The organism is Vallicoccus soli (assembly GCF_003594885.1).
In the GTDB taxonomy this organism is placed as follows: Bacteria; Actinomycetota; Actinomycetes; order Motilibacterales; family Motilibacteraceae; genus Vallicoccus; species Vallicoccus soli.
In genome coordinates, this window is sequence record NZ_QZEZ01000002.1 from 1 (window position 1) to 25,872 (window position 25,872).

A 25,872-nucleotide genomic window follows, 5' to 3' on the forward strand; every position below is an offset into this window, starting at 1 on the left:
AAAAAAAACAACAATTGGCATTGATGTACATGGCACGCTGTTGAGTTCTCAACCACCCGGCGCTCGAGGCTCGGGACCGTCAGGTCCCTCGCCCAGGCACTCGATCAAACTTACGCCCTCCGCGGTAGCGGGTCAAACCCGCCTCCGCGTCCTGCGCCGCCCGCGACGAGGAGCCGGTCTCGAGGACCGGGTCTCCGTGTCGGGGGCGGTCGCCCCGGGACCGGCCACCTCGCGGTGTCCGTTCCTCCCTGCCGAGCGACGGGAAAAAACGTTACGGACACCGGGACGACACGTCAAACCCGTGGCGCGTGACGCCCGCCACCGTCCGGCGGTGCCGGCACCCGCACCCCCGCCGGCCGGCTCAGGCGCCCCCGTCCGCCCCCACGACGACGGCCCCGACCTGGCGCTTGCCGCGCCGCAGGACGAGGTAGCGCCCGTGCAGCAGCTCCTCGCGCGCGGGCGCCTCGTCGGCGTCGGCGGCCTTGCGGTTGTTGACGTACGCCCCGCCCTCCTTGACCGCCCGTCGCGCCGCCGACTTGCTGTCGACGAGCCCGGCCCCCGCCAGCAGGTCGACGAGCGGCGGCAGCTCGGGGCCGGGCACGCGCACCGTGGGGACGCTCTCCAGCGCCGCCCCGAGCGTCGCCGGGTCGAGCTCGGCGAGCTCGCCGCGGCCGAACAGGGCCTGGCTGGCGGCCACCACGCGCCGCGTCGCGCCCTCGCCGTGCACGAGCGTCGTCACGTCCTCGGCCAGGGCCCGCTGCGCGGCGCGGGCCGCGGGGCGCTCCTGCACGGACCGCTCCAGCTCCTCGAGCTCCTCGCGCGAGCGCGGCGAGAAGACCCGCAGGTAGCGGCTGACGTCGCGGTCGTCCGTGCCGAACCAGAACTGGTAGAAGGCGTAGGGCGAGGTGCGCTCGGGGTCGAGCCAGACCGCGCCGCCCTCCGTCTTGCCGAACTTCGTCCCGTCGGCCCTGGTCAGCAGCGGCGTGGCCAGCGCGTGCACCCGCTCCCCCGTCACCCGGCGCACCAGGTCGACGCCGGCGGTCAGGTTGCCCCACTGGTCGCTGCCGCCCAGCTGCAGCGCGCAGGCGTGCCTGCGGTGCAGCTGGAGGTAGTCGTTGGACTGCAGCAGCACGTAGCTGAACTCGGTGAAGCTGATCCCCTCGCCGGCCAGGCGACGGGCGACCGCCTCGCGGTCCAGCATGCGGTTCACGCTGAAGTGCTTGCCCACGTCGCGCAGCAGCTCGATCGCGGTCATCGGCCCGGTCCAGTCGAGGTTGTCGACCATCCGGGCCGCGGCGTCGCCGTCGAACCGCAGGAACGGCTCGATCTGCCCGCGCAGCCGGTCGACCCACTGCCGGACCACCTGCGGGTCGTTGAGGCTCCGCTCGCCGCTCTCCTTCGGGTCGCCGATGAGCCCGGTGGCGCCGCCGACGAGGGCCAGGGGTCGGTGCCCGGCCTCCTGCAGCCGCCGCGCGGTGAGGACCTGGACGAGGTGCCCGATGTGCAGGCTCGGGGCCGTCGGGTCGAAGCCCACGTAGAACGTGACGGGCCCGGCGTCCATCGCCGCCCGCAGGGCGTCGAGGTCGGTGCTGTGCGCGACGAGGCCGCGCCACTCCAGGTCGTCGAGGATGTGCGTCACGGGTCGATCCTCCCAGGCGCTGCGGGCCGTCGGCGCCGCGGCACCGCGGCGCGGTACGCCGAGACGGTGGGCTCGCCGTCGAGCCAGTAGCGCCAGGGGGTGGGTGCGCCGGCGCCGGCGACGCCGACCCGGGGGCCCGTACGGACCGCGCCCGCGCCGGGCGCCCCCTCCTGCACGCGCAGCGGGGAGGCCGGGTCGACGGCGTCGCTCCCGTCCAGCGCCCCCACGACCCCGAGCGCGACGCAGAGCCGGGCCGGCCCGCGGGCGAGCTCGCGGGGGCGTACGGGGACCTCGCCGCGGGTGCGGCGCGCGGTCGCCAGATCGACGCCCTCCACCACCTCCCCGGCGCGCAGGAGCACCGCGCCGGCCACGCCCTCGGGCCGGCAGACGAGGTTCATGCACCAGTGCATGCCGTAGGTGAAGTAGACGTAGACGAGCCCCGGCGGGCCGTACATCGTCGCGTTGCGCCGCGTGCGGCCGCGGAAGGCGTGCGAGCCGGGGTCCTGCTCGCCGTCGTACGCCTCCACCTCGGTCAGGCGCACCGCCACCCGCCCCTGCGGGCCGTCGTGCACGACGACGCGCCCGAGCAGGTCCGGCGCGACGTCGAGCACCGGGCGGTCGAAGAACGACCGGTCGAGCAGGCTCACGCGCCGCCCGCGGCCCAGGCGCGCTGGGCGTGCAGCGCCGCGCGCAGCGCCCCCACCTGCTCCCGCACGCGGGCGGGGGCCGTACCGCCCGGGGTGGAGCGGGCCTCGATGGCGCCCCGCACGTCGAGCACCGCCAGCACGTCCGCGTCCAGCAGCGGCGAGATGCCCGGCAGGTCCGCCGGCGCCAGCGACTCCAGCCCGACCCCGCGCTCCTCGCACCAGCGCACGCACGCCCCGGCCACCTCGTGCGCCTCCCGGAACGGGGTGCCCCGGCGCACCAGCCAGTCGGCGACCTCGGTCGCGAGCGCGAAGCCCTCCGGCGCGGCAGCCTCCATCACCTCGCGGTGGAACCGCGTCGTGGCCACCATGCCCGCCAGGGCGGGCAGCACCAGGAGCAGCGTGTCGACGGCGTCGAACACCGGCTCCTTGTCCTCCTGCAGGTCGCGGTTGTACGCGAACGGCAGGCCCTTGAGCGTCGCCAGCAGCCCGGTGAGGCCGCCGATGAGCCGGCCCGCCTTGCCGCGCACCAGCTCGGCGACGTCGGGGTTCTTCTTCTGCGGCATGATCGACGACCCCGTCGAGAACGCGTCGTCGAGCGTGGCCCAGCCGAACTCGCGCGAGGCCCACAGGCAGTACTCCTCGCCGAGGCGGGACAGGTGGACCCCGAGCAGCGCCGCGCAGAAGAGGAACTCCGCGGCGAAGTCGCGGTCGCTCACCGCGTCGATGCTGTTCGCCGCGGCCCGGTCGAAGCCGAGCTCGGCCGCGACCGCCTCCGGGTCCAGCGGCAGCGACGACCCGGACAGCGCGCCCGCCCCGAGCGGGGAGACCGCCGCGCGGCGGTCCCAGTCGCGCAGCCGGTCCACGTCGCGGGCCAGGGCGTGCGCGTGCTTGGCCAGCTCGTGCCCGAAGGCGACCGGCTGGGCGTGCTGCAGGTGGGTGAAGCCCGGTGCCGGCGCGTCGGCGAGCGCGTCGGCCTGCTCGAGCAGCGCCTCCTGCAGGTGCCCGAGCGCGAGCACCACCTGCCGGGCGTGGTCGCGCAGGAACAGGCGCAGGTCGGTGGCGATCTGGTCGTTGCGGCTGCGCCCGGCGCGCAGCTTGCCGCCGAGCGGGCCGAGGCGCTCGACGAGCCCGCGCTCGAGGGCGGTGTGCACGTCCTCGTCGGCCACGGTCGGCGCGAACCCGCCCGAGGCCACGACCTCCTCCAGCTCCGCGAGCGCGGCGAGCATGCGGCCGAGCTCGTCGGCGTCGAGGAGCCCGGCGCGGTGCAGCACCCGGGCGTGCGCCTTGCTGGCGAGCAGGTCGTACGGGGCGAGGCGGTGGTCGAAGTGCACGCTCGAGGACAGCGCGGCCATGGCCTGCGCCGGCCCGGAGGCGAAGCGGCCGCCCCAGAGGCGCCCGCCCGCCGGTGCCGCTCCGGCTGCGGGAGCGGCGGAGGGGGTGGCGGCGGGCTCGGTCACGGAGCGGCTCCTTCTCGGGTGGTGCCCTCGGGGGCGGTACGGGTCTCGACGAGCGCGAGCAGGTCGCGCGCGACGGCGGCGCCGCCGTCGACCGCGCGGGTCACGAGCAGGACCGTGTCGTCGCCCGCGACCGTGCCGATGACCTCGGGCAGGACGGTGTGGTCGATCGCGGAGGCCAGGAACTGCGCCCCGCCCGGCGGGGTGCGCAGCACCACCACGTTGCCGGAGTGGTCGACGGAGACCAGCAGCTCCTCGCTGCGCCGGCGCAGCCGCTCGACGGCGACGGCGGTGTCCTCGGGCGGCTGCGGGCGGGCGTCGCCGCCCTCGCCGGGGAGGGCGTACACGAGGCCCCCGCTGCCCCCGCGCACCTTGACCGCGCCCAGCTCGTCGAGGTCGCGCGAGAGAGTGGCCTGCGTGACGCTGAGCCCCTCGTCGGCGAGCAGCCGGGCGAGGTCGGGCTGCGAGCGCACCGGGTGCCGGGCGAGCAGGGCCGCGATGCGCTGGTGCCGCGCGGCCTTCGTCGCGGGGCGGACGCTCACGCCGGCGGCTCCGGTGCCGCGGGTGCCGCCGCCCTGTCGAGCGCGGCGGGCAGCGCCGCGACGAAGGCGTCCGCCTGCGCCTCGGAGAGCACCAGCGGGGGCACCAGGCGCAGGGTGTCGGCGGCGACGGCGTTCACGAGGAACCCGGCCTCGCGCAGCGCCCGCTCGGCGCCGGCGGCCACCGGCCCGGACAGCGCGATCCCCAGCATGAGCCCGCGCCCGCGCACCCCCGCCACCAGCGGGTGCCCCAGGCCCTCCACCGCCGCGGTGATCCGCTCGCCCAGCCGCTTGGCCTGCCCGCACAGGTCCTCGGCGGCGACGGTGTCGAGCACCGCGAGCGCCGCCGCGCAGCACACGGGGTTGCCGCCGAAGGTGGTGCCGTGCTGCCCCGGGCCGAGCAGGTCCGCGGCCGCGCCGAAGGCGACGCACGCACCGAGCGGCAGCCCGCCGCCCAGGCCCTTGGCCAGGGTGACGACGTCGGGGCGCACCCCCTCGGCCTGGTGCGCGAACCACGCCCCGGTGCGGCCCACCCCGGTCTGCACCTCGTCGAGCACGAGCAGCGCGCCCGCGCGGTCGCAGGCCTCGCGCGCCGCCTGCAGGTAGCCGGCGGGCGCCGGGCGCACGCCGGCCTCGCCCTGCACGGGCTCGAGGACCACGGCCGCCACCGTCGCGTCCACCGCGGCGGCCAGCGCCGCGGCGTCGCCGTACGGCACGTGGACCACGTCGCCGGGCAGCGGCAGGAAGGGCGCGCGCTTGGCCGGCTGGCCGGTGAGCGCGAGCGCGCCCATGGTCCGGCCGTGGAAGCCGCCCTCCGCCGCGACCACGCGGGTGCGCCCCGTCCGCCGGGTGAGCTTGAAGGCGGCCTCGCTCGCCTCGGCGCCGGAGTTGCAGAAGAAGACCTTGCCCTCGCGCCCGAACAGGCCGAGCAGGCGCTCGGCGAGCTCGACGGCGGTGGGGTGGGCGACGAGGTTCGACACGTGGCCGAGGGTCGCGACCTGCCGGCTGACGGCCTCCACGACCGCGGGGTGCGCGTGGCCGAGCGCGTTGACCGCGATGCCGCCGACGAGGTCGACGTACTCGCGGCCGTCCTCGTCGGTGACCACGGCGCCGCTGCCGCTGACCAGGGCGAGGGGCGGCGCCCCGTACGTGCCCATGACGCTGGTCCCCCAGCGCTGCAGGATCCCGCTCACGGCAGCACCATCGTCCCCACGCCCTCGTCGGTGAAGACCTCGAGCAGCAGCGCGTGCGGCACGCGGCCGTCGAGGACGTGCGCGCGGCGGACGCCGCCGCGCACCGCCCGCAGGCAGGCCTCCATCTTGGGGACCATGCCCGAGGACAGCGACGGGAGCAGCGCCTCGAGCCGCTCCGCGTCGATCTGGCTGACGACCTCGTCGCTCGCCGGCCAGTCGGCGTACAGGCCCTCGACGTCGGTGAGGACGACGAGCTTCTCCGCGCCCAGCGCGACGGCGAGCGCCGCCGCCGCGGTGTCGGCGTTGACGTTGTAGACCTGCCCGTCGGCGCCGCGGGCGACGCTGGACACGACGGGGATGCGCCCGTCCTGCAGCAGCCCGTGCACGACGCCGGGGCGCACCTCGACGACGTCGCCGACGAGCCCGACGTCGACCGGCTCGCCGTCGACGACCGCGTGCCGGCGCTCCGCGGTGAAGAGGTTGGCGTCCTCGCCGGACATGCCGACGGCGAAGGGGCCGTGCGCGTTGATGAGCCCGACGACGTGCCGCTGCACCTGCCCCACGAGGACCATGCGCACGACGTCCATCGTCTCGGGCGTCGTGACGCGCAGGCCGCCGGTGAAGACCGACTCGAGGCCGAGCCGGTCCAGCTGCGCGGAGATCTGCGGGCCGCCGCCGTGCACGACGACCGGCTTGAGCCCGGCGTAGCGCAGGAACACGACGTCCTCGGCGAACGCCTCCTGCAGCGCGGGCTCGGTCATCGCGTTGCCGCCGTACTTCACGACGACGACGACGCCGTGGAAGCGGGCCAGCCACGGCAGCGCCTCGGTGAGCGTGCGCGCCTTGGCGAGGGCCGCATCGGGGTCGAGGTGGGTGCTCACGTCGAGTACGCCGAGTTCTCGTGGACGTAGTCCGCGGTGAGGTCGTTCGTCCAGACCGTGGCGTGCTCGGTGCCCGCGCCCAGGTCCACCGTGACGGTCACGGCGCGGCCGCTCATGTCGACCTCCGCGCGGTCCTCCCCGACCCCGCCGTCGCGGCAGACCCAGACGCCGTTGATCGCGACGGCGAGGTCCTGCGGCGCGAAGGCCGCGCCCGTCGTGCCCACCGCGGCCAGCACGCGGCCCCAGTTGGGGTCCTCGCCGTGGACCGCGCACTTGAAGAGGTTGCTGCGCGTCACCGCGCGCGCGGCCTCCACGGCGTCGTCCTCCGTCGCGGCGTGGACCACCTCGACCTCGATGGTCTTCGACGCCCCCTCCGCGTCGTCGAGCAGCTGCCCCGCCAGGTCGGCGCACACGGCGCGCACCACGTCGTCGAACGCGACAGGGTCGGGCCGTGCGCCGCTGGCCCCGGAGGCGAGGAGCAGGACGGTGTCGTTGGTCGACATGCAGCCGTCGCTGTCCACGCGGTCGAACGTCACGCGCGTCGCGCCGCGGAGAGCGCTGTCCAGCTCCTCCGGCCCGACCTCCGCGTCCGTGGTGAGGACGACCAGCATCGTGGCGAGGCCCGGGGCGAGCATGCCGGCACCCTTGGCCATCCCACCCACGGACCAGCCGTCGCCCTCGACGAGGGACTGCTTGCTCACCGTGTCGGTGGTCATGATGGCCGTCGCGGCGTCGGGGCCGCCCTCGGCGTCGAGCGCCGTGGCGGCGGCGGACGCGCCGGCGAGGAGCTCGCCCATGGGCAGCCGCTCGCCGATGAGGCCGGTGGAGCAGACCGCCACGTCGGTGGCCGACACCCCGAGCAGGCCCGCCACGTGCTCGGCGGTCGCGTGCGTGTCCTGGAAGCCGCCGGGGCCGGTGCAGGCGTTGGCGCCGCCGCAGTTCAGCACGACGGCGTCGACCCGCCCGTCGGAGACGACCTGCCGGCTCCACAGCACCGGCGCGGCCTGGACCCGGTTCGCGGTGAACACCGCCGCGGCCGCGTGCGACGGCCCGTCGTTGACGACGAGGGCGACGTCCGGCGCGCCGCTCGCCTTGAGCCCGGCGGCGACGCCCGCGGCCCGGAAGCCGGCGGGACCGGTGACGCTCACGGGGCCACCCCCGCCGCCGACAGGCCCGCCGTCTCCTCGAGGCCGAGGAGCAGGTTCGCGTTCTGCACGGCCTGGCCGGCCGCGCCCTTGCCGAGGTTGTCGATCGCGACGACGACCGTCGCGCGGCCCGAGCGCGGGTCGGCGGCCGCCTGCAGCTGCACGGCGTTGGAGCCGTACGTCGACGCCGTGGCCGGCCACGCGCCCTCGGGCAGCAGGTGCACGAACGGCTCGGGGTCGTACGCCGCGGCGAGGACCTCGCGCAGGGCCGCGGTCGTGGTGCCCTGCGCGAGCCGGGCCGTGCAGGTGGCCAGGATGCCGCGCGGCATCGGCGCGAGCGTCGGGGTGAAGAGCAGCGACACCGGCGCGCCGGCGGCCGCGGAGAGCGTCTGCTCCATCTCCGGCGTGTGCTGGTGGGCGCCGCCCGCCTTGTACGCCGCCATGCTGCCCATGACCTCGCTGCCCAGCAGGCTGGCCTTGGCCGAGCGCCCCGCCCCGGACGTGCCGGAGGCCGCGACGACGACCACGTCCTGCGGCTCGACGAGGCCGGCGGCGAGGACCGGGGCCAGGCCGAGCGCGACGGAGGTCGGGTAGCAGCCGGGGTTGGCGACCCGTACGGCGCCGCGCAGCGCCGCCCGGGCGCCCGGCAGCTCGGGCAGGCCGTACGTCCACGTGCCCGCGTGCGCGCCGCCGTAGAACGCCTCCCAGTCGGCGGCGCTCGCGAGCCGGTGGTCGGCGCCGAGGTCGACGACGGGCAGCGTCGGCGGCAGCTGGGCGGCGAGCGCGGCGCTCTGCCCGTGCGGCAGCGCGAGGAGCACGAGGTCCGCGTCGGCGAGCACCGCGGCGCTGGTCCCCCCGAAGGTCGTCCCCGCCAGCTGCGGCAGCTGCGGGTGGACGCTCGTCACCGGCGCGCCCGCGCTCGTCCCGGCCGTGACCGGGCCGACCTCCAGGTCGGGGTGGGCGAGGAGCAGGCGCAGCAGCTCGCCCCCGGCGTAGCCGCTCGCCCCCGCCACCGCCACGCGCGTGCCCACGTACGACCTCGCTCCCCGCGGGCCCGGCGGCCCGACGTCCTGCATGACCATACAGGGCGCCGGATGGTGATGCGGGCCGGGGTGCGCGGGCTCAGGCCAGCGGGTCGTCCGGGCCCCAGGGCACGACGCGCAGCGCGCGCGCCCCGCCCAGGGGTCCCGCGGCCGCGCGCGCCTCGAGCGCCGCGGGGTCGTCGCGGTCCGCGCGCAGGTAGCGCCCGCTCCACGCGTCGAGCCGCCCCTGCGCGACCGCGGCCACCAGGTCGACCACGCGCTCCAGCGGCGTGAACCGCTCCGGCGGGGCGTCGGCCCACATCGGCATCGAGCCCGCCATGCCCTCGCGCACCAGCCCCGGCGCCACCTCGAAGCAGCGGACGCCGTGCTCCTCCCCCGCGAGCGCGAGCGAGCCGCCGAGGCGCAGCAGGGCCGCCTTGCTCGCGGCGTACGCGCTGTAGGGGACCGTGTCGCGCACCCCGAAGCCGGAGCTGACGTCCACCACGCGCCCGCCGCCGCGGGCGAGCATCCCCGGCACCACCGCCCGCACCAGGTGGTACGGCCCCCGCACGTTCGCCTCGACGACCCGCCACCACTCGGCGGGGTCGCCCTCCCACACGGGCACCTCGGCGCCCTCGATGAGCCCCGCGTTGTTGACGAGCAGGTCCACCGGCCCGAGCGCGGCCTCGAGGGCGGCGACGGCGTCCCGTACGGCCCCCGCGTCCGTCACGTCGGCGACGGCCGTGGCCGCCCGCCCGCCCGCGTCCTCGACCGCGGCCCGCACCCGCTCGAGCGCGTCGCCCGAGCGGGCCAGCAGGCCCACCCGCGCCCCGCGCCCGGCCAGGCCGAGCGCGAGCGCGCGCCCGATGCCGCGCGAGGCGCCCGTGACGAGGGCGACCTGCCCCTCGAGCGCGCCGCTGCCGCTCACGCGCCGCGCAGCACGGCGCCGGTGCGCCGGGCCGCCTCCTCGACGGCCGCGTCGCGGGCCGCGCCCACCTCCTCCGAGGTGAGGGTGCGGTCGGGGGCGCGGAAGCGCAGGCCGTACGCCAGCGAGCGCGAGCCCTCCGGGACCGGCGCCCCGGTGTAGACGTCGAAGAGGCGCAGCGACTCCAGGAGCGCGCCGGCGCCCTCGCGCAGCGCCGCCTCGACCTCGGCCGCCGGGACGCCCTCGGGCACGACGAGCGCGACGTCCTGGGTGGCGACCGGGTACGTCGACACGTGCGGGCCCTGCACGAGACCGCCGCGCCCGAGCAGCGCCAGGTCGAGCTCGAGGGCCGCCGTGCGCTCGGGGACCCCCCAGGCGCGCGCGACGCCGGGGTGCAGCTCGCCCGTGTGGCCGACGAGCCGGCCCTCGACCCGCAGCGCGGCGCAGCGGCCCGGGTGCCAGGGGGCGTGCTCGTCCGCCACGACCTCGACGACGACGCCGGCGGCCGCGCCCACCTCGCGGGCGAGCTGGACCGCGTCCGCCCAGGCGACCGGGCGGCCCGGGCCCCACCAGCCGCTGCGCCAGCGCTCGCCGGACAGGACCGCGGCGAGCCGGGTCGGCTGGTCCGGCAGCGCCGCCTGCTGCTCGGCGAGCTCCTGTGCCGTCGGGCGGCGCAGGGCGCCCAGCGCGGGCGCGGAGGCCGCCTGGCCCGGGCGCGGCCGGAAGACCGTGCCGACCTCGAAGAGGGCGACGTCGTGGGCGCCGCGGCCGCTGTTGCGCCGCAGCGCGTCGAGCAGCCCCGGCAGGAGGGTGGTGCGCAGCAGCGGCGCCTCGTCCGAGAGCGGGTTGGCCAGGCGCAGCGCGTGGCGGCGCGCGTCGTCCGCCGGCAGGCCCAGGCGGTCGGCCGCGGACTCCGCCACGAACGGGTACGACGGCGCCTCGACGAGGCCCGCGGTCGCGAGCAGCCGCCCGACGCGCCGGCGCAGGCGCTGGTCCTCGGTGAGGCCCCGCCCGGCGGGGGCCGCGGGCAGCCGCGAGGGCAGCGTGTCGTAGCCCTCGAGCCGCAGCACCTCCTCGACGAGGTCGGCCGGGTCCACGAGGTCGGGCCGCCACGACGGGGGCACCACCCGCAGCACCTCGTCGCCGGACACCGCGCAGCCCACCTGCTCGAGGCGGCGCCGCACGGCCTCGGCGGGGACCTCACGGCCCGCCACGTCGCCCGGGTGGCGCACGGGCAGCGCGACCGGCGCGGGGTCGGCGACGGTGTCGACCCGGGTCAGCTCCGGCGCGAGCGTCCCGCCCCCGAGCTCGGCGAGCAGCCGCGCCGCGCGCAGGCCTGCGGCGAGCGGCAGGAGCGGGTCGACGCCGCGCTCGTACCGCCGGGACGCCTCGCTCGGCACGTGGTGGCGCCGGCTCGAGCGCGACACGCTCGCCGCGTCGAAGTGCGCCGCCTCCAGGACGACCTCGGTGGTGGTCGCGGAGATCTCGGTGTCGGCCCCGCCCATCACGCCCGCGATGCCGATCGGGCCGGAGTCGTCGGTGATGAGCAGGTCGTGCGGCTCCAGGGCGCGCGCGGTGCCGTCGAGCGTCGTGAGCCGCTCGCCGGGACGGGCGCGGCGCACGACGATCGGGCCCTGCAGGCGCGCCGCGTCGTACGCGTGCAGCGGCTGGCCGAGCTCGAGCATGACGTAGTTGGTCACGTCGACCGCGAGCGACACCGACCGCATGCCGGCCAGGGTCACGCGCCGGGCGAGCCACTCCGGCGACGGGCGGGCCGGGTCGAGGCCGGTGATGCGCAGGGCCACGAAGGCGTCGCAGCCGCCCGGGTCCTCCACGCGCACCGGGTGGCTCCCCGGCGGTCCCGCGGCCACCAGCTCCCCCGCCGCCGCGTGGTCGACCGGGTCGCGGAAGGGCAGGTCGTACGCCGCCGCGACCTCGCGCGCGAGGCCGCGCACGGAGAGCGCGTACCCGCGGTCGGGGGTCGGCTGCACGTCGACGACGGCGTCGTCGAGCCCGAGCAGCGGGCGGGCGTCCTGCCCTGGCGCCGTGCCGGCGGGCAGCACGATGATGCCGTCGGACTCCTCGGACACCCGCAGCTCCGCGGCCGAGCAGATCATGCCGTCGGAGTGGTGGCCGTAGGTCTTGCGCCGGGCGATGGCGAAGCCGCCGGGCAGGACGCTGCCGGGCAGGGCGACGACGACCGCGTCGCCCGCACCGAAGTTGTGCGCGCCGCAGACGATGCCGCGGGGCTCGGCCTCCCCGACGTCGACCTGGCACCAGGTGATGGTCTTGCCGTTCTTCTGCGGCTCCGGCTCCGCGCTGAGCACCACGCCGGTGACGAGCGGCCCGGTGACCGACGCGGCGAGGTCGTCGACCCCCTCGACCTCGAGGCCGGCGCGCACCAGCGCGTCCGCGACCTCCGGCGCACCCACCCCCTCCGGCAGCTCGACGTGCTCGCGCAGCCAGGACATCGGCAGGCGCATCAGACCTCCGTCCCGAACGGCAGGGTGAAGCGGACGTCGCCCTCGACCATGTCGCGCATGTCCGCGACGTCGTGGCGGGTCATGAGCGTGCGCTCGATGCCCATGCCGAAGGCGAACCCGGAGTAGCGCTCCGGGTCGATGCCGCACGCGACGAGCACGCGCGGGTTGACCATGCCGCAGCCGCCCCACTCGATCCAGCCCTGCCCGCCGCACGTGCGGCACGGCGCGGCGGCGCCGTCCCGGCCGCTCTCGCCACGGCAGACGAAGCACTGCACGTCCATCTCGGCCGACGGCTCGGTGAAGGGGAAGAAGTGCGGGCGCAGCCGGGTGCGCAGCCCCTCGCCGAACATCGTCGCGGCGAAGTGGTCGAGCGTGCCCCGCAGGTCGGCCATCGTCAGGCCCTCGTCGACGGCGAGGCCCTCCACCTGGTGGAACACCGGCGTGTGGGTCGCGTCGAGCTCGTCGGTGCGGAAGGTGCGCCCCGGGCACACGACGTAGATCGGCGGCGTGCGCTCGAGCATCGTGCGGGCCTGCACCGGCGAGGTGTGCGTGCGCAGGACGACCCCGGAGTCCGGCGAGCCCACGAAGAAGGTGTCGGAGTCGCTGCGCGCGGGGTGGTCGCGCCGGAAGTTCAGGGCGTCGAAGTTGAACCACTCGGTCTCGACCTCGGGCCCCTCGGCGACCTCCCAGCCCATCGCCACGAAGACGTCGGCGATGCGCTCGGCGATCGTCGTCAGCGGGTGGCGCGCGCCGAGCGGGGCGCGGTCCCACGGCAGCGTGACGTCGACGGCCTCCTCGCGCAGGACGCGCTCGTCGCGCTCGGCCTCGAGCGCGCCCTGGCGCTCCTGCAGGGCGCGGGCGACCGCGCCGCGCGCCTGGCCCACGCGCTTGCCGGCGTCGGCGCGCGCGGCCGGGGGCAGGGCGCCGATCTCGCGGTTCGCCAGCGCGAGCGGGCTGCGGTCGCCGGCGTGCTCGAGGCGCACGCGCTTGAGCGCGTCGAGGTCCGCGGCGCCCGCGACGGCCGCGAGCGCCGCGTCGCGGGCCCGCTCGACCTCGTCGGCGTTGAGCGGCGTCACCTGCACGGGGTCGAAGGACTTGTTGGGCGCGGACACGGGTCGCGAGTCTAGGCGAGGTGCGCGGCCCGGCCCGCCGCCCGGCCCGCGGGTGTCCCGGGGCCCGTCAGCCGGCGAGCTCGGGCGTGCCGTCGGGCAGGACGAAGCGGAACATCGCACCGCCCCCGGGCGCCTCGCCCAGCGTCACCGTCCCGCCGTGCGCCTCGACGAGGCCGCGGACGATGTAGAGGCCCAGGCCGGTGCCTCCGCGGCGCCCGCTGCGCCACCACTTGGTGAACACCCGCGCCTGCTGCTCCGGCGGGATGCCCTCGCCCTGGTCCAGGACGGTCACGGCCGTGCTGCCCGGCTCCTCCCCCGGCTCGACGACCACGGTCACCGTGCCCGCGCCGTGGTGCACGGCGTTGCCCAGCAGGTTGCCGAGGACCTGGTCGACCTTGTCGGCGTCGGCCCACAGCTCCGGCAGCGGGTCGCGCACCTCGACGACGAAGCGGTCCTCCCCCAGCCCCGACGCGACGAGGCCGGCGACGTGCCGGCGCACCGCGGCGACCGGGTCGACGAGCTGGCGGCGCACGACGACCCGGCCCGAGTCGATGCGCGCGATGTCGAGCAGCTCGGAGATGAGGCGGGTGACGCGGTCCGCGTCCGCGTCGACCGTCTCGAGCATGAGCCGCTTCTGCGCGTCGGTGAAGCGGTCCCAGCGCGCGAGCAGGGTCGCCGTGAAGCCCTTGACGCTCGTGAGCGGGGAGCGCAGCTCGTGCGCCACGGTCGAGATGAGCTCGGCCCGGCTCTGCTCCTCGCGCTGGCGGGCCCGGGCGTCGCGCAGGCACACGACCACCCGGTGCACGGGCCCGCGCGGGTCGGTGCGCACGTAGCGGGAGGTGACGAGGACCTCTCGCCCGCCCGGGACGAGCAGCAGGCGCTCCGCGTGCCCGGTCACGGTGGGCAGGCTGGTCCACGGCGCGGCGCAGGACCACCAGCGCCGCCCCTCGGGGCCGTCCAGCGGCAGGGCGTCCTCGAGGTCCTTGCCCATCGCGGCGGCGGCGGGGATGCCCGTCACCCGCTCCGCGGCCGTGTTCCACACGATGACCCGGTGCTGCTCGTCGGCCACGACGAGCCCGTCGGGCAGGTAGTCGTACGGGGGCGGGCCCGGGACGGCCCCACCGTCGCCGGCACCAGGTCCCCCACCGGGTGCGGTCATGGCCGGATCGTAGCGGCGCGCCGGGCCGCCGAGGAGGGGCGCGACCGGGCGCTGCATCGCTCAGCCGCCCGCGCGGCAACCACCGTCAGCGCGCTGTGCACGCGCCGTCGCGTAGAGGCACACCGCCGCGGCGGCCGCCAGGTTGAGGCTCTCCGCGCGGCCGTGGATCGGCACCCGGACGACGGCGTCGGCCAGCCGGCGGGACTCCTCCGGCAAGCCCCACGCCTCGTTGCCGAAGATCCAGGCGACGGGGCCGCCGAGGCCCTGCGCGCCCGGCCGGTCCGCCAGCGCGTCGAGGTCCTGCTCGCCCGCGCCGTCGGCGGCGAGGACCCGCAGCCCCGCGCCGCGCAGCCCCTCGACGAGGGCGGGCAGCGGGGCGCCGAGGACCACCGGCAGGTGAAACAGCGAGCCCGCGCTGGCCCGGACGCACTTGCCGTTGTAGACGTCGACGCTCGCGTCGGTGAGCACCACGGCCTCGGCGCCCGCCGCGTCGGCCGCCCGCAGGACGGTGCCGGCGTTGCCCGGGTCGCGCACGTTCGCGAGCACCGCGACGAGCCGCGGCCGCTGCTCCAGCACCGCGCCCAGGGGGACGTCGAGCAGGGTGCACACCGCGACGACGCCCTGCGGCGTCACGGTCTGCGCCAGCGCCGCGAGGACCTCGCCGCTGGCCCGGTGCACGGGCACGCCCGCCGCGGCGGCCGGCCCGAGGACGTCGTCGTGCCGGGCGAGCGCCTCCGCCGTGGCGAAGACCTCCACCGGGCGCCCGGGGGCGCCCGGCGCCAGCGCGAGCGCCTCGCGGACCGCCTGGGGGCCCTCGGCGAGGAACCGCCGGTCCTGGCTGCGGAAGGCGCGCTTGTGCAGCCGGCGCGCCGCGGTGACCCGGGGGCTGCGCGGCGACGTCAGCTCGACGCCGCCGGCCTCCCCCCTCACGCCGCCCCCGCGCGCCGCGACCCGGGCCCCGACGAGGGGACCCGGGTCGCGGGTGCGTGGGGTGCGGGCGCGTGCCCGTCGCCCACCGGGCTCAGGCCGCGGGGGTCTTCGCGGCGTTGCGGTCCGCCGGCAGGGCCGCGCGGGCGACCTCGACCAGGCTGCGGAACGCGGCCGGGTCGTTCACCGCGAGCTCGGCGAGCATGCGGCGGTCGACCTCGACCTCGGCGGCCTTGAGGCCCTGGATGAAGCGGTTGTACGTGAGCCCCTCGGCCCGGGCCGCCGCGTTGATCCGCTGGATCCACAGCTGGCGGAAGTCGCCCTTGCGCTGCTTGCGGTCGCGGTAGGCGTAGACGAGGGAGTGGGTGACCTGCTCCTTCGCCTTGCGGTAGAGCCGCGAGCGCTGGCCGCGGTAGCCGCTGGCGCGCTCGAGGACGACCCGGCGCTTCTTCTGGGCGTTGACGGCGCTCTTGACGCGTGCCACTGGTCCTACTCCGTTCGGTGGTTCCGGCTCACTTGCCGAGGAGGCGCTTGATCTTCTTCACGTCGGCCGGCGCGACGGAGACGTCCATCGCCAGGCGCCGGGTGCGCGTCGAGGGCTTGCCCTCGAAGAGGTGGCGGCGGTTGGCCTGCTCGCGCATGACCTTGCCGCTGCCGGTGAGCCGGAAGCGCTTCTTGGCGCCGCTGTGGGTCTTGTTCTTCGGCATGGGTGCCGTCGTCTCCTCGTCGGGCCCCGCCACCGGGGGTGGCGCGGCGGGCTGGACCGGTCGCGGGGCTCGCGCCCCGCGACCGGCTGGCTCGTCGTGCGGGCCGCCCCGCGCGGGCGGGGGGGCCGGGTGCGACCGGCGGGTGCCGGTGCTCAGGCCTGCTCGGCGCCCGCGTCGGCCGTGGCGGGCGCCGCCGCGTCGACCCCGGGGTCGGCGCCGGCGTCGTCGCGCGCGGCCCGCGCGGCCTTCGCCTCGGCCATCGCCTCGGCCTTCTTCTTGTGCGGGCCCAGCACCATGACCATGTTGCGACCGTCCTGCTTCGGCGAGGACTCGACGAAGCCGAGCTCCTGCACGTCGGTCGCGAGGCGCTGCAGCAGGCGGAACCCCAGCTCGGGGCGGCTCTGCTCGCGACCGCGGAACATGATCGTGATCTTGACCTTGTCCCCGGCCTTGAGGAACCGCACGACGTGACCCTTCTTGGTCTCGTAGTCGTGCGGGTCGATCTTCGGCCGGAGCTTCATCTCCTTGATGATGGTGTGAGCCTGGTTGCGCCGGGACTCACGCTCCTTCATCGCGGACTCGTACTTGAACTTGCCGAAGTCCATGAGCTTGGCGACCGGCGGGCGCGCCATGGGGGCCACCTCGACGAGGTCGAGGTCGGCGTCCTGCGCGAGCTGGAGGGCCTTGGCGATGGGGACGATCCCGACCTGCTCGCCGTTGGGCCCGACCAGCCGCACCTCGGGGACGCGGATCCGGTCGTTGATGCGGGGCTCCGTGCTGATGCTTCCTCCTCGTGCGGTCTGCGGTGCGCGACCTGCGCGCGGGCACGAGAAAGGGGCTCTCGCGCCCATGCATGCGAAAGCCCCGACCGGGCGCAGGATGTTCCCGTCCTGCGCGGGCAGGGCGCGGACGCCCTGCCGGACCGGACCCGGCGGCCCGGGGGCCGCGGCGGGTGGGAGGAGACCTCCGCTTGCGCGCCGCGTCCGGCTCCGGGGGCGGGCCCTGGGGTCGGTGCGCGGCGGGTCGCGTGCCAGGGTAGCAGCATGAGCGCGCCCCCTCCGCACGACGGCCCCGACCGCCCCTCCGCCGACGCCGCCGACGCCGCCGGCCCCGGCGACCTCGGCGGCGCGCTGCGCGACATCGCCGACGTCCCCGCCGTCGAGCTCGTCTCGACCGCCGCGCTGCACCTCATGAGCGCCGCGGCGGTCAAGTGCGGGCTCGGCGAGGACCTGCCGGGCGCCACCGCGGAGCAGCAGAAGGACCTCGCCGAGGCCCGCGTCCTCATCCAGGCCCTGGCCGGGCTGGTGACCGCGGCCGCGCCCGACCTGGGCAGCCACCACGCCGCGCCGCTGCGCGACGGGCTGAAGTCGCTGCAGCTCGCCTTCCGCGAGGCGTCGGTGGTCCCCGACCCGCCGGGCAAGGGCCCGGGCGAGGCGCTCACCGGGCCGGTCTGGGGCGGGCGCGGGGCGGGCCGGGGGCGCTGAGCCGGCCGGGCGCGGCGGGCGTACCGGTCGCCGCGGCGGGCACCCCTGGCGGGACGCGCCCGACACGCCCTTGTCTTGACTCGTTCCAGGAAAGGGTGTGGGCTGGGCGCGGACGTCGAGCAGTCGTACGACCACCACCGCCGGCGCAGCCGCCGGCAGACGCAGCGAGGAGGACGCATGACCGACGTGGCGAGCAAGCCGTCCGCACCCGGCGACGAGCGGCCGGTCCTGACCAACCGCCAGGGCCACCCCGTCTACGACAACCAGAACCAGCGCACGGTCGGCGCACGCGGCCCGGCCACGCTGGAGAACTACCAGTTCCTCGAGAAGATCAGCCACTTCGACCGCGAGCGCATCCCCGAGCGGGTCGTGCACGCGCGCGGGGCCGTGGCGTACGGCTACTTCGAGGCGTACGGCAAGCTCGGCGACGAGCCCATCGCGCAGTACACCCGGGCCAAGCTCTTCCAGGAGGCCGGCAAGCGCACGGACCTGGCGATCCGGTTCTCCACCGTGATCGGCGGCCGGGACTCCTCCGAGGCCGCGCGCGACCCCCGCGGCTTCGCGATCAAGTTCTACACCGAGGACGGCAACTGGGACCTCGTCGGGAACAACCTCGCGGTCTTCTTCATCCGCGACGCCATCAAGTTCCCCGACGTCATCCACTCCCTCAAGCCGGACCCCGTGACGTTCCGCCAGGAGCCGGCCCGCATCTTCGACTTCATGTCGCAGACGCCCGAGGCGATGCACATGCTCGTCAACCTCTTCAGCCCGCGCGGCATCCCCGCGGACTACCGCCACCAGCAGGGCTTCGGCGTCAACACCTACAAGTGGGTCAACGCCGAGGGCGTGACGCACCTGGTGAAGTACCACTGGATGCCCAAGCAGGGCGTCAAGAGCCTCACCGAGGCCGACGCCGCCGTCATCCAGGGCCAGGACCTCGGGCACGCCTCGAAGGACCTCTACGAGGCCATCGAGCGCGGCGACTACCCCGAGTGGGAGCTGCTCGTGCAGGTCATGAGCGACGACGAGCACCCCGAGCTCGACTTCGACCCGCTCGACGACACCAAGGTGTGGCCGGAGAACGAGTTCCCGGCGCGCCCGGTCGGCAAGATGGTGCTCAACGCCAACGTGAAGAACTTCTTCACCGAGAACGAGCAGATCGCGTTCGGCACCGGCGTGCTCGTCGACGGGCTCGACTTCTCGGACGACAAGATGCTGGTCGGGCGCACGTTCTCGTACAGCGACACCCAGCGCTACCGCGTCGGCCCCAACTACCTGCAGCTGCCGGTGAACCAGCCGAAGGGCGCCCGGGTCGCCACGAACCAGCAGGGCGGGCAGATGCAGTACTTCGTCGACCAGGTCGGCGAGAACCCGCACGTCAACTACGAGCCCTCCATCACCGGCGGGCTGCGCGAGGCGACGTACCCCACGCACGACGAGCAGGGCCCGGAGATCGTCGGCCGCCTCACGCGCAAGCGGATCCCGCGGACCAACGACTACAAGCAGGCCGGCCAGCGCTACCAGCTCCTCGAGCAGTGGGAGAAGGACGACCTCGTCGCCAACTTCGTCGCGCTCATCGGCCAGGCCGCCCGCGCGGTGCAGGAGCGCATGGTCTGGCACTTCCTGCTCGTCGACGACGAGCTCGGCCTGCGCGTCGGCGAGGGCCTGGGCATCGGCCCGGACGACGTCCGGCACCTCGAGCCGCTGGCCAGCCAGACGCTCACCCCCGAGGACGAGGAGCGCCTCGCCAACCTCGGCAAGAACGGCCCGCGCGACGTCACGGGCCTGCAGATGACGCACTGCGTGCCCAACGAGCGGGTGGTCCTCGCCTCCTGAGGCGCCCCTGCCAGCGCACCGGACGCACGAGCGCCCGGCCCCCCTCGGGGGGCCGGGCGCTCGTGCGTGCGGGACCGGCGCGCGGGTCGGCGCGCCTCAGCGGCAGGAGGGGCAGGTGCCCCAGAAGGTGACCTCGGCCTCGTCGACCGTGAAGCCGTGGGTCTGCGACGGGGTGAGGCAGGGCGCCTGGCCCACGACGCAGTCGACGTCGGCGGTGCTGCCGCAGGAGCGGCAGACGACGTGGTGGTGGTTGTCCCCCACGCGCAGCTCGTAGCGCGAGGGGCTGCCCGCGGGCTCGACGCGGCGCACGAGGCCGGCGCCGGTGAGGGCGCGCAGGACGTCGTACACCGCCTGCACCGACACGTGCCCCAGCTCGGCGCGCACCGCCTCGACGACGGTCTCCACGTCGGCGTGCGGGCGCTCGCCGAGGGCGCCGTACACCGCCAGGCGAGGGCGCGTCACGCGCAGGCCCGCGCCGCGCAGCACGGCGGCGGCGTCGGTGGACGGCTCGGTGGGCGGCCCGTCGTCGGGCTCGACGGCGGGCGCCACGGCGGGGACCGGGGACGCGGGCATCCTCCGAGGGTAACCCTGATCTGGAACGGGTCAAGGATCCGTACGGCGAGCGACCGGCCGGGCACCCGGCGGCGCCGCGCCCACCAGGGCGACCTCCACCCCCCGGAGCACCCGCGCGCGCACCGCGGGGTCCTCGCGGAGCCGGCCCCCGAGCCGGGCCGCGAGCGCGCGCACGGCCGCGGCGTCCGAGGGGTCGGCGACGGCCAGCGAGAGCCGCGCGTCGGACCCGCCGACCGGCCCGACCCACGCGGCGACCACCGCGGGCTCCTCCGCCAGGAGCGCGCCGAGGGCCGCCAGGGCGGCCGGGTCGTCGTACAGCGGCAGCAGCGGGTCGCCCTCGGCGAGCCGGCGCAAGGCGGCGGACGGCACGACGTACCGCACCGGGCCCGCCACGTCGACGACGACGACCGGCGCTCCCTCGGCCGCCGCGGCGAGCGCGGCCCGCGCGGCCTCCACGGGCACGGGCCGCGCGGCCGGGTCGTACGCGGCGAGGGACGCCAGCCCGGTGAACACCGGCAGCGCCCGGCGGCCGTCCGTCCCCTCGAGCACGACGACGGCCATGTCGGTGCCCGCCTCGCGGTGCAGGCCGCCGCCGGCGTCCTCGACCCCGGTCGCGACGGCGACCACGGGCACGAGCACCCGCGCCGCGGCGAGCGCCCGCAGCACCTCGGGCTCGTGCGCCGGGTCCCGCGACCAGGCGGCCAGCGCGGCCGCGAGGCGCGGGTCGGCACCCCCCTCGTCGCCGGCGAACCCGGGGTCGGGGACCGGCGTCCCGGGCCGTACGGGCGTGCGGGGGGTGGGGTCGGGCCGCTGCACGGGCGGCGACCCTACCCGCCGCGCCGGTCGCGCGGGGCGGCCCGGCTCAGGCGCCGTGGTCGACGATCGCGATGACCGGCCCGCCACCGGACGGGCCCTGGTGCACGGCCGCGACCGAGACGAACACGGCCGGGTCGCCGGTCACGCTCGCGACGACGCCGCCCACGCAGGCCTTGATCTGGCGGTGCCAGTGCACGTCGGAGTCGTCGAGCATGATGTTGCGCCGCCCGCGGACCCGCCCGGTCGGGTCGGCCTCGCACTTGCAGAAGACGTTGACGACGCGGTCGCCGAGGTCCTCGGTGCGCGGGCGCTCGGGCAGGTCGAGCCCCGCCGAGCGGATCGCGTCCCACACCCCGTCGGCGTCGAGCGCGTCGCGCATCACGCTGTGCCCGACCCGGTAGCGCCCGCCGATCCCCCGCACGTTGCCGACGACGACGATCTGCGCGCGGTCCAGCTCCACGCCCGAGGAGCACGAGGCGACCGCGGAGTAGAGCGAGAGGTCCTTGTGGATCTGCTCCGCCGTCGGCGGCTCGATCTCGCCGAGGGCCACCGCGATGCCGAGGGCCGTCGTGGAGTTCGAGATGTCCATCGACTTCAGCGTGTCCTCGGTGACCACGTCACGGCCGCGGGACTTCGCGTCGGTGATCGTCTCGAGCGTGAGCAGCGGCGTCTTGGTCTGGACGTAGTGGACGTCGGCGGGGTCGTCGATGCCCGCGCGGGCCATCGCCTCGCGCACGCCGGCGGCGACCTTCTCGACCATCGCGGGGCGGCCGATGTCCTCGGGGAGGATCTGCGCGCTCATGGCGTACCCCACGGACACCCGCGGCTCGTCGCTCGGCTCCACGCTGCCGGGCGGGAGGGTCGCGAACACCGTGGCGTGCGGGGAGATGACGCCGTCGGTGCCCCCGGACCAGACGATGGGGACCTCGCCGACCTCCTCGGGCGTGCGCGTGCCCCGCGCCAGCAGCACCTCGCGGAAGGCGCGGTCGGCGATGATCCGGGTGTAGTCGTTGACGCCGCCGTTGCCCTCGGTCTTGCCGACCACGGCCACGACGCGGTCGGCCTCGACGACCCCCTCGTCGATGAGCCGCGCCAGGCCCGAGGCGTCGCTCACGCTCTCGATGGGGACCTTGCGCACCTCGACGGGCTCGACCGCTGCGCTCACTGGGGGCACCTCTCCGCTCTCGTACGGCTCCCGCCCGCGCCGGTCGGCGCGGGGGTCCTGCTGCTCGTGCGCGCGCTCCTGCGCGGGTCCCGCCGTCAGGGCACGACGACCGTCCCGGCCCGCCCGCGCACCGCGTCGCCGATCGCGCCCAGCGCCGTGATGGCGGCCAGCGCCCCACCGGCTTCGACGAAGCGCAGCGCGGCCTCGACCTTCGGGCCCATGCTCCCGCTGGCGAAGGCGCCGCCCGCGGCGTGCGCGCGCAGGTCGGCGGTGGTGACCCGGCCGAGCGGGCGGGCGTCGGGCGTGCCGTGCCCGAGGACGGCCGCCGGCACGTCGGTGGCGATGACCAGCGCGTCCGCGCCGAGCTGGCGCGCCAGCACGGCCGCCGTGAGGTCCTTGTCGATGACGGCCTCGACCCCGCGCAGGCGACCGTCGGGCTCGCGGACGGTGGGGATGCCGCCCCCGCCGGCGACGACGACGACGTAGCCGGCCTCGAGGAGGACCCGGGCCGCCGGGGCGTCGAGCACCTCGACGGGCTCCGGCGAGGCGACCACCCGCCGCCAGCCGCGCTCCCCGCGGTCCTGCCACACCTGCCCGTGCTCGACCAGCGCCCGCGCCTCGTCGGCCGGCAGGTAGCGGCCCACCGGCTTGCTCGGCGCGTGCAGGCCCGGGTCGTCGCGGTCGACGAGGGTGCGGCTCACGAGGACGGCGACCCGCGGCGCGAGCCCGTGCGCGGCCAGCGCCGGCTCCAGCGCGTCGAGGACGACCGCGCCGACGGTCCCCTGGGTCTGCGCGCCGCACCAGTCCAGCGGCACTGGGGGGACGACGTGGGCGGCGAGCTCGTTCTTCACGAGCAGGTTGCCCACCTGCGGGCCGTTGCCGTGGGTGAGCACCAGCTCGTGCCCGTCGGCGACCAGCGCGGCGAGGCCCCCCGCCGCGGCGGTGACAGCGGCGATCTGGGCCTGCGGCGTCGCGCTCCCGTCCGGGGCCGTCATCGCGTTGCCCCCGAGGGCGACGAGCAGGCGCATGCCGGGGAGCGTAGGGCGGCGCCTCCGGCCCCGGCACGGGCAGGATCTGCCCGGGCGGCCCGGCGCGCGTTGGCAGGGGTGGCCCGGGTGCGCGGCCCCGTGCTCCACCCATGAGGGGCACCCCCAGGCGCATCCCGCGCCTCGGGGTGCCCCTCAGCAGAGTCGAGTCTGCTGAGGGTGCCCCTCAGGCGTACGGGCGGCGTGAGGGTGCCCCTCAGGCGTGCGGGCGGCGTGAGGGTGCCCCTCAGGCGTACGGGCGGCGTGAGGGTGCCCCTCAGGCGTGCGGGCGGCGTGAGGGTGCCCCTCAGCAGAGTCGAGTCTGCTGGGGGTGCCCCTCAGGCGTACGGGCGGCGTGAGGGTGCCCCTCAGGCGTGCGGGCGGCGTGAGGGTGCCCCTCAGGCGTGGTGCCCCCCGTCAAGGACACCCCCGGGGGGGCGACCGCCGCGCGTCAGCCCGGGAGCCCGAGCCCTCGGTACCGCGCGAGCCGGGCGTCGAGGCGCTCGCCGGCGGGGCGGCGCAGCAGGCGGACGAGCTCCTGCTCCAGCACCCCGCCGAGGCGGGCGAGGAAGGCGCGGGGCTCGTCGGCGGCGTCGGGGCGCTCGGCGACGATGCGGTCGACGACGCCGTCGCGGAGCAGGTCGAGCGAGCGCACGCCCTGGTCGGCGGCGATCTCGGGGGCGCGCTCGGTGGTGCGGTGCAGGATGGCCGACGCGCCCTCGGGGGGCAGCGGCGACAGCCAGGCGTGCTGCGCGGCGACCACGCGGTCGGCGGGGAGCAGCGCGAGCGCGCCGCCGCCGGTGCCCTGGCCGAGGAGCACGCACAGCGTCGGCGCCGGCAGCACGACGAGCTCGGCGAGGCAGCGGGCGATCTCCCCGGCGAGCCCGCCCTCCTCGGCCTCGCGGGACAGCGCGGCGCCGGCGGTGTCGATGACGCTGACGAGCGGCAGGCCGAGCTCGGCGGCGAGGCGCATCGCGCGGCGGGCCTCGCGCAGGCTGCCCGGGCCGAGCGGCGCGCCCTCGCTCTGGCGGCGCCGGTCCTGGCCCATGACGAGGCACGGAGCCTGGCCGAAGCGGGCGAGGGCGACGAGCAGCGTCCCCTCGCTCTCGCCCTGCCCGGTGCCGTGCAGCGGGGTGATGCTGCCCGCCGCGGCCCGCAGCAGCGCCCGCACCGACGGGCGGTCGGCGCGGCGCGTGATCCGGATGGACTCCCAGGCCGGGACGTCGGGCAGCTCCTCCGGCGCGTCCTCGGGCAGGTCGGGCACCTCGGGCAGGTCCTCGCGCGGCGCCATGAGCACGTCGAGCGCGTCCGCGGCGGTGCCCCGCAGCTGCTCGGGGGCCAGGACCGCGTCGATGAGGCCCTTCTCGTAGAGGTTCTCCGAGACCTGCACGCCCTCGGGGAACGCGTCGCCGTAGAGCGCCTCGTACACGCGGGGGCCGAGGAAGCCGACGAGCGCGCCGGGCTCGGCGACCGTCACGTGCCCGAGCGAGCCCCAGGAGGCGAGGACGCCGCCGGTGGTGGGGTTGCGCAGGTAGACGAGGTACGGCAGCCCCGCCTCCTTGTGCTTGGCCACCGCCGCGCTGATCTTCACCATCTGCAGGAAGGCGACGGTCCCCTCCTGCATGCGGGTGCCGCCGGAGGTGGGCGAGGCGACGAGCGGCAGCCCCTCGCGGGTCGCGCGCTCGACCGCGCGGACGAGCCGCTCGGCGGCCGCGACGCCGATGGAGCCGGCGAGGAAGGAGAACTCGCACGCGACGACGGCGACCCGCCGCCCGCGGATGCGCCCCTCCCCCGTGATGAGCGCCTCGTCCAGGCCCGAGCGCTCGCGCGCGGCCGCCACGTCGGCGCGGTACGCCTCGGACATCGGGCCGATGTCGACGGGGTCCTCGTCCCACGAGGTCCAGCTGCCGCCGTCGAGGACCCGCCGGGCGAGCTCGAGGGCGCCGACCCGGCGCGGGCGGGCGCTCACTCCCCCGCCTCGAGCTCGTCCAGCCACGCCCGCACCGCCGCGCCGTGCTGGTCCAGCGTCGGCGGCGCGGCGATGCCGTCGTCGCCGAGGAAGCCGTCGTCGAACCGCAGCGGCGGGCCGGGCAGCGTGACCGTGCCCAGCGTCGGGTGCTCCACGTCGAGCAGCAGCCCCTGCGAGCGGGTCTGCTCCCACGCGTAGACGCGGTCCAGCGTGCGCACCTCGCCGGCCGGGATGCCGATCTCCGCGAGCCGCGGCAGCAGGTCGGCCAGCGGCACGGAGGAGAAGGCCTCGTCCACCGCGGCGATCACCGCGTCGCGGTCGTCGACGCGCTGCGCGTTGGTCGCCCAGTCCTCGCGGTCGAGGCCGAAGGCGGGCGCGAAGCGCCGCCACAGCCCCTCGCTGCCGACGGCGATCTGCAGCATCCCGTCGGCGGCGTGGAAGAGGCCGTACGGCGTGATGGACGGGTGGTGGTTGCCGATGGCGCGCGGCACCTGCCCGGCCACCGTCCACCGCGTCCCCTGGAACGCGTGCACCCCGACCACCGCGGCGAGCAGGCTCGTGCGGACGACGCGCCCGCGCCCCGTCCGCTCGCGCTCGTAGAGCGCGGAGACGACGCCGTACGCGCCGTACATCCCGGCGAGCAGGTCGCCGATCGGGACGCCGACCTTGGTCGGCTCGTCGGGCGACGGGCCGGTGAGCGCCATGAGCCCGGCCTCGCCCTGCGCGATCTGGTCGTAGCCGGCGCGCCCGCCCTCGGGCCCGTCGTGGCCGAAGCCCGTGATCGAGAGCACGACGAGCCGCGGGTTGAGCTCGTGCAGGCGCTCGACGGAGAACCCGAGCCGGTCCAGCACCCCGGTGCGGAAGTTCTCCACGAGGACGTCCGCGCGCCGGACCAGCCGGGTGAGGACGTCCTTGCCGTCCTCGCTCTTGAGGTCGAGCGCGACGGACTCCTTGCCGCGGTTGCACGACAGGAAGTACGTCGACTCGCGCGCGTCCTCGGGACCGACGAAGGGCGGCCCCCAGCCGCGGGTGTCGTCGCCGGTGCCGGGCGTCTCGACCTTGATGACGCGCGCGCCGAGGTCGGCGAGCATCATCCCCGCGTGCGGTCCGGCGAGGGCTCGGGACAGGTCGACGACGACGACGCCGTCGAGGGGTCGGGCCACGGGACGTA

At 76.7% G+C, this 25,872-nt stretch carries 23 protein-coding genes and 1 pseudogene; 2 read left to right on the top strand and 22 right to left on the bottom strand.

Features of this window, described 5'->3' with window-relative positions; translation table 11 throughout:
• Positions 1-361: 361 nt before the first annotated feature.
• The 16 genes and pseudogenes from tyrS to infC form a co-directional block, all read right to left on the bottom strand.
• On the bottom strand, positions 362-1,639 hold the full coding sequence (gene tyrS, locus D5H78_RS05250) for a tyrosine--tRNA ligase (RefSeq protein WP_119949410.1): 1,278 nt from the start codon (positions 1,637-1,639) through the stop codon (positions 362-364).
• Entirely contained in the window at positions 1,636-2,286 is a 651-nt protein-coding gene (locus tag D5H78_RS05255; protein WP_218566274.1) for a DNA-3-methyladenine glycosylase, read from the bottom strand. The genes tyrS and D5H78_RS05255 overlap by 4 nt, the downstream gene beginning before the upstream one ends.
• Positions 2,283-3,743: an argininosuccinate lyase gene (gene argH, locus D5H78_RS05260; protein WP_119949411.1), complete on the bottom strand. Its 1,461-nt coding sequence runs from the start codon at positions 3,741-3,743 to the stop codon at positions 2,283-2,285. The genes D5H78_RS05255 and argH overlap by 4 nt, the downstream gene beginning before the upstream one ends.
• Positions 3,740-4,282 (bottom strand): arginine repressor, encoded by a 543-nt coding sequence (locus tag D5H78_RS05265; protein ID WP_119949412.1) that lies wholly within the window; start codon positions 4,280-4,282, stop codon positions 3,740-3,742. Before D5H78_RS05265 ends, argH begins: the two co-directional genes overlap by 4 nt.
• A complete protein-coding gene (locus D5H78_RS05270; protein WP_218566363.1) occupies positions 4,279-5,436 on the bottom strand; it encodes an acetylornithine transaminase in 1,158 nt (385 codons plus the stop codon). Before D5H78_RS05270 ends, D5H78_RS05265 begins: the two co-directional genes overlap by 4 nt.
• A gap of 4 nt (positions 5,437-5,440) precedes the next feature.
• A pseudogene (gene argB, locus D5H78_RS05275) lies at positions 5,441-6,353 on the bottom strand (acetylglutamate kinase); the annotation flags it as partial.
• Positions 6,350-7,501 (bottom strand): bifunctional glutamate N-acetyltransferase/amino-acid acetyltransferase ArgJ, encoded by a 1,152-nt coding sequence (gene argJ, locus D5H78_RS05280; protein WP_119949415.1) that lies wholly within the window; start codon positions 7,499-7,501, stop codon positions 6,350-6,352. The gene argJ and the pseudogene argB, both read right to left, overlap by 4 nt.
• Complete coding sequence (argC, locus tag D5H78_RS05285; protein ID WP_119949884.1) at positions 7,498-8,529, bottom strand: N-acetyl-gamma-glutamyl-phosphate reductase; 1,032 nt, start codon at positions 8,527-8,529, stop codon at positions 7,498-7,500. The genes argJ and argC overlap by 4 nt, the downstream gene beginning before the upstream one ends.
• Positions 8,530-8,620: 91 nt before the next feature.
• On the bottom strand, positions 8,621-9,448 hold the full coding sequence (locus D5H78_RS05290; protein ID WP_119949416.1) for an SDR family NAD(P)-dependent oxidoreductase: 828 nt from the start codon (positions 9,446-9,448) through the stop codon (positions 8,621-8,623).
• Entirely contained in the window at positions 9,445-11,928 is a 2,484-nt protein-coding gene (gene pheT / locus D5H78_RS05295; RefSeq protein WP_119949417.1) for a phenylalanine--tRNA ligase subunit beta, read from the bottom strand. The genes D5H78_RS05290 and pheT overlap by 4 nt, the downstream gene beginning before the upstream one ends.
• Positions 11,928-13,040: a phenylalanine--tRNA ligase subunit alpha gene (gene pheS / locus D5H78_RS05300; RefSeq protein ID WP_119949418.1), complete on the bottom strand. Its 1,113-nt coding sequence runs from the start codon at positions 13,038-13,040 to the stop codon at positions 11,928-11,930. The genes pheT and pheS overlap by 1 nt, the downstream gene beginning before the upstream one ends.
• A gap of 67 nt (positions 13,041-13,107) precedes the next feature.
• A complete protein-coding gene (locus D5H78_RS05305) occupies positions 13,108-14,199 on the bottom strand; it encodes a sensor histidine kinase (protein ID WP_119949885.1) in 1,092 nt (363 codons plus the stop codon).
• Positions 14,200-14,259: 60 nt separating this feature from the next.
• Positions 14,260-15,129 (bottom strand): TrmH family RNA methyltransferase, encoded by an 870-nt coding sequence (locus D5H78_RS05310; protein ID WP_119949419.1) that lies wholly within the window; start codon positions 15,127-15,129, stop codon positions 14,260-14,262.
• A 91-nt stretch (positions 15,130-15,220) separates the two neighbouring features.
• Entirely contained in the window at positions 15,221-15,610 is a 390-nt protein-coding gene (gene rplT, locus D5H78_RS05315) for a 50S ribosomal protein L20 (RefSeq protein ID WP_119949420.1), read from the bottom strand.
• A 28-nt stretch (positions 15,611-15,638) separates the two neighbouring features.
• Positions 15,639-15,833: a 50S ribosomal protein L35 gene (gene rpmI, locus D5H78_RS05320; RefSeq protein WP_119949421.1), complete on the bottom strand. Its 195-nt coding sequence runs from the start codon at positions 15,831-15,833 to the stop codon at positions 15,639-15,641.
• Positions 15,834-15,985: 152 nt separating this feature from the next.
• Positions 15,986-16,684: a translation initiation factor IF-3 gene (gene infC / locus D5H78_RS05325; RefSeq protein WP_119949422.1), complete on the bottom strand. Its 699-nt coding sequence runs from the start codon at positions 16,682-16,684 to the stop codon at positions 15,986-15,988.
• Between the two features lie 192 nt (positions 16,685-16,876).
• Here infC and D5H78_RS05330 point away from each other — a divergent pair, with 192 nt between their 5' ends.
• Complete coding sequence (locus D5H78_RS05330; RefSeq protein WP_119949423.1) at positions 16,877-17,317, top strand: DUF1844 domain-containing protein; 441 nt, start codon at positions 16,877-16,879, stop codon at positions 17,315-17,317.
• 177 nt (positions 17,318-17,494) lie between these two features.
• On the top strand, positions 17,495-19,153 hold the full coding sequence (locus D5H78_RS05335; protein ID WP_119949424.1) for a catalase: 1,659 nt from the start codon (positions 17,495-17,497) through the stop codon (positions 19,151-19,153).
• 96 nt (positions 19,154-19,249) lie between these two features.
• Here D5H78_RS05335 and D5H78_RS05340 read toward each other — a convergent pair whose 3' ends face one another.
• From D5H78_RS05340 to D5H78_RS05365, 6 genes are all read right to left on the bottom strand, one after another.
• The gene (locus tag D5H78_RS05340) at positions 19,250-19,726 is read right to left on the bottom strand and encodes a Fur family transcriptional regulator (RefSeq protein WP_119949425.1); all 477 of its coding nucleotides are present in this window, start codon (positions 19,724-19,726) and stop codon (positions 19,250-19,252) included.
• Between the two features lie 30 nt (positions 19,727-19,756).
• The gene (locus tag D5H78_RS05345) at positions 19,757-20,542 is read right to left on the bottom strand and encodes an SseB family protein (RefSeq protein ID WP_119949426.1); all 786 of its coding nucleotides are present in this window, start codon (positions 20,540-20,542) and stop codon (positions 19,757-19,759) included.
• Positions 20,543-20,588: 46 nt separating this feature from the next.
• Positions 20,589-21,707 (bottom strand): barbiturase, encoded by a 1,119-nt coding sequence (gene bar / locus D5H78_RS05350; RefSeq protein ID WP_119949427.1) that lies wholly within the window; start codon positions 21,705-21,707, stop codon positions 20,589-20,591.
• A 95-nt stretch (positions 21,708-21,802) separates the two neighbouring features.
• Positions 21,803-22,735 (bottom strand): carbamate kinase, encoded by a 933-nt coding sequence (locus D5H78_RS05355; RefSeq protein WP_119949428.1) that lies wholly within the window; start codon positions 22,733-22,735, stop codon positions 21,803-21,805.
• Positions 22,736-23,183: 448 nt separating this feature from the next.
• Positions 23,184-24,701 carry an acetyl-CoA carboxylase carboxyltransferase subunit alpha/beta gene (locus D5H78_RS05360; protein WP_245941602.1) on the bottom strand — a complete coding sequence of 506 codons (1,518 nt, stop codon included), beginning with the start codon at positions 24,699-24,701 and terminating at the stop codon, positions 23,184-23,186.
• Positions 24,698-25,864: a CaiB/BaiF CoA transferase family protein gene (locus D5H78_RS05365; protein WP_119949429.1), complete on the bottom strand. Its 1,167-nt coding sequence runs from the start codon at positions 25,862-25,864 to the stop codon at positions 24,698-24,700. Before D5H78_RS05365 ends, D5H78_RS05360 begins: the two co-directional genes overlap by 4 nt.
• Positions 25,865-25,872 lie beyond the last annotated feature (8 nt).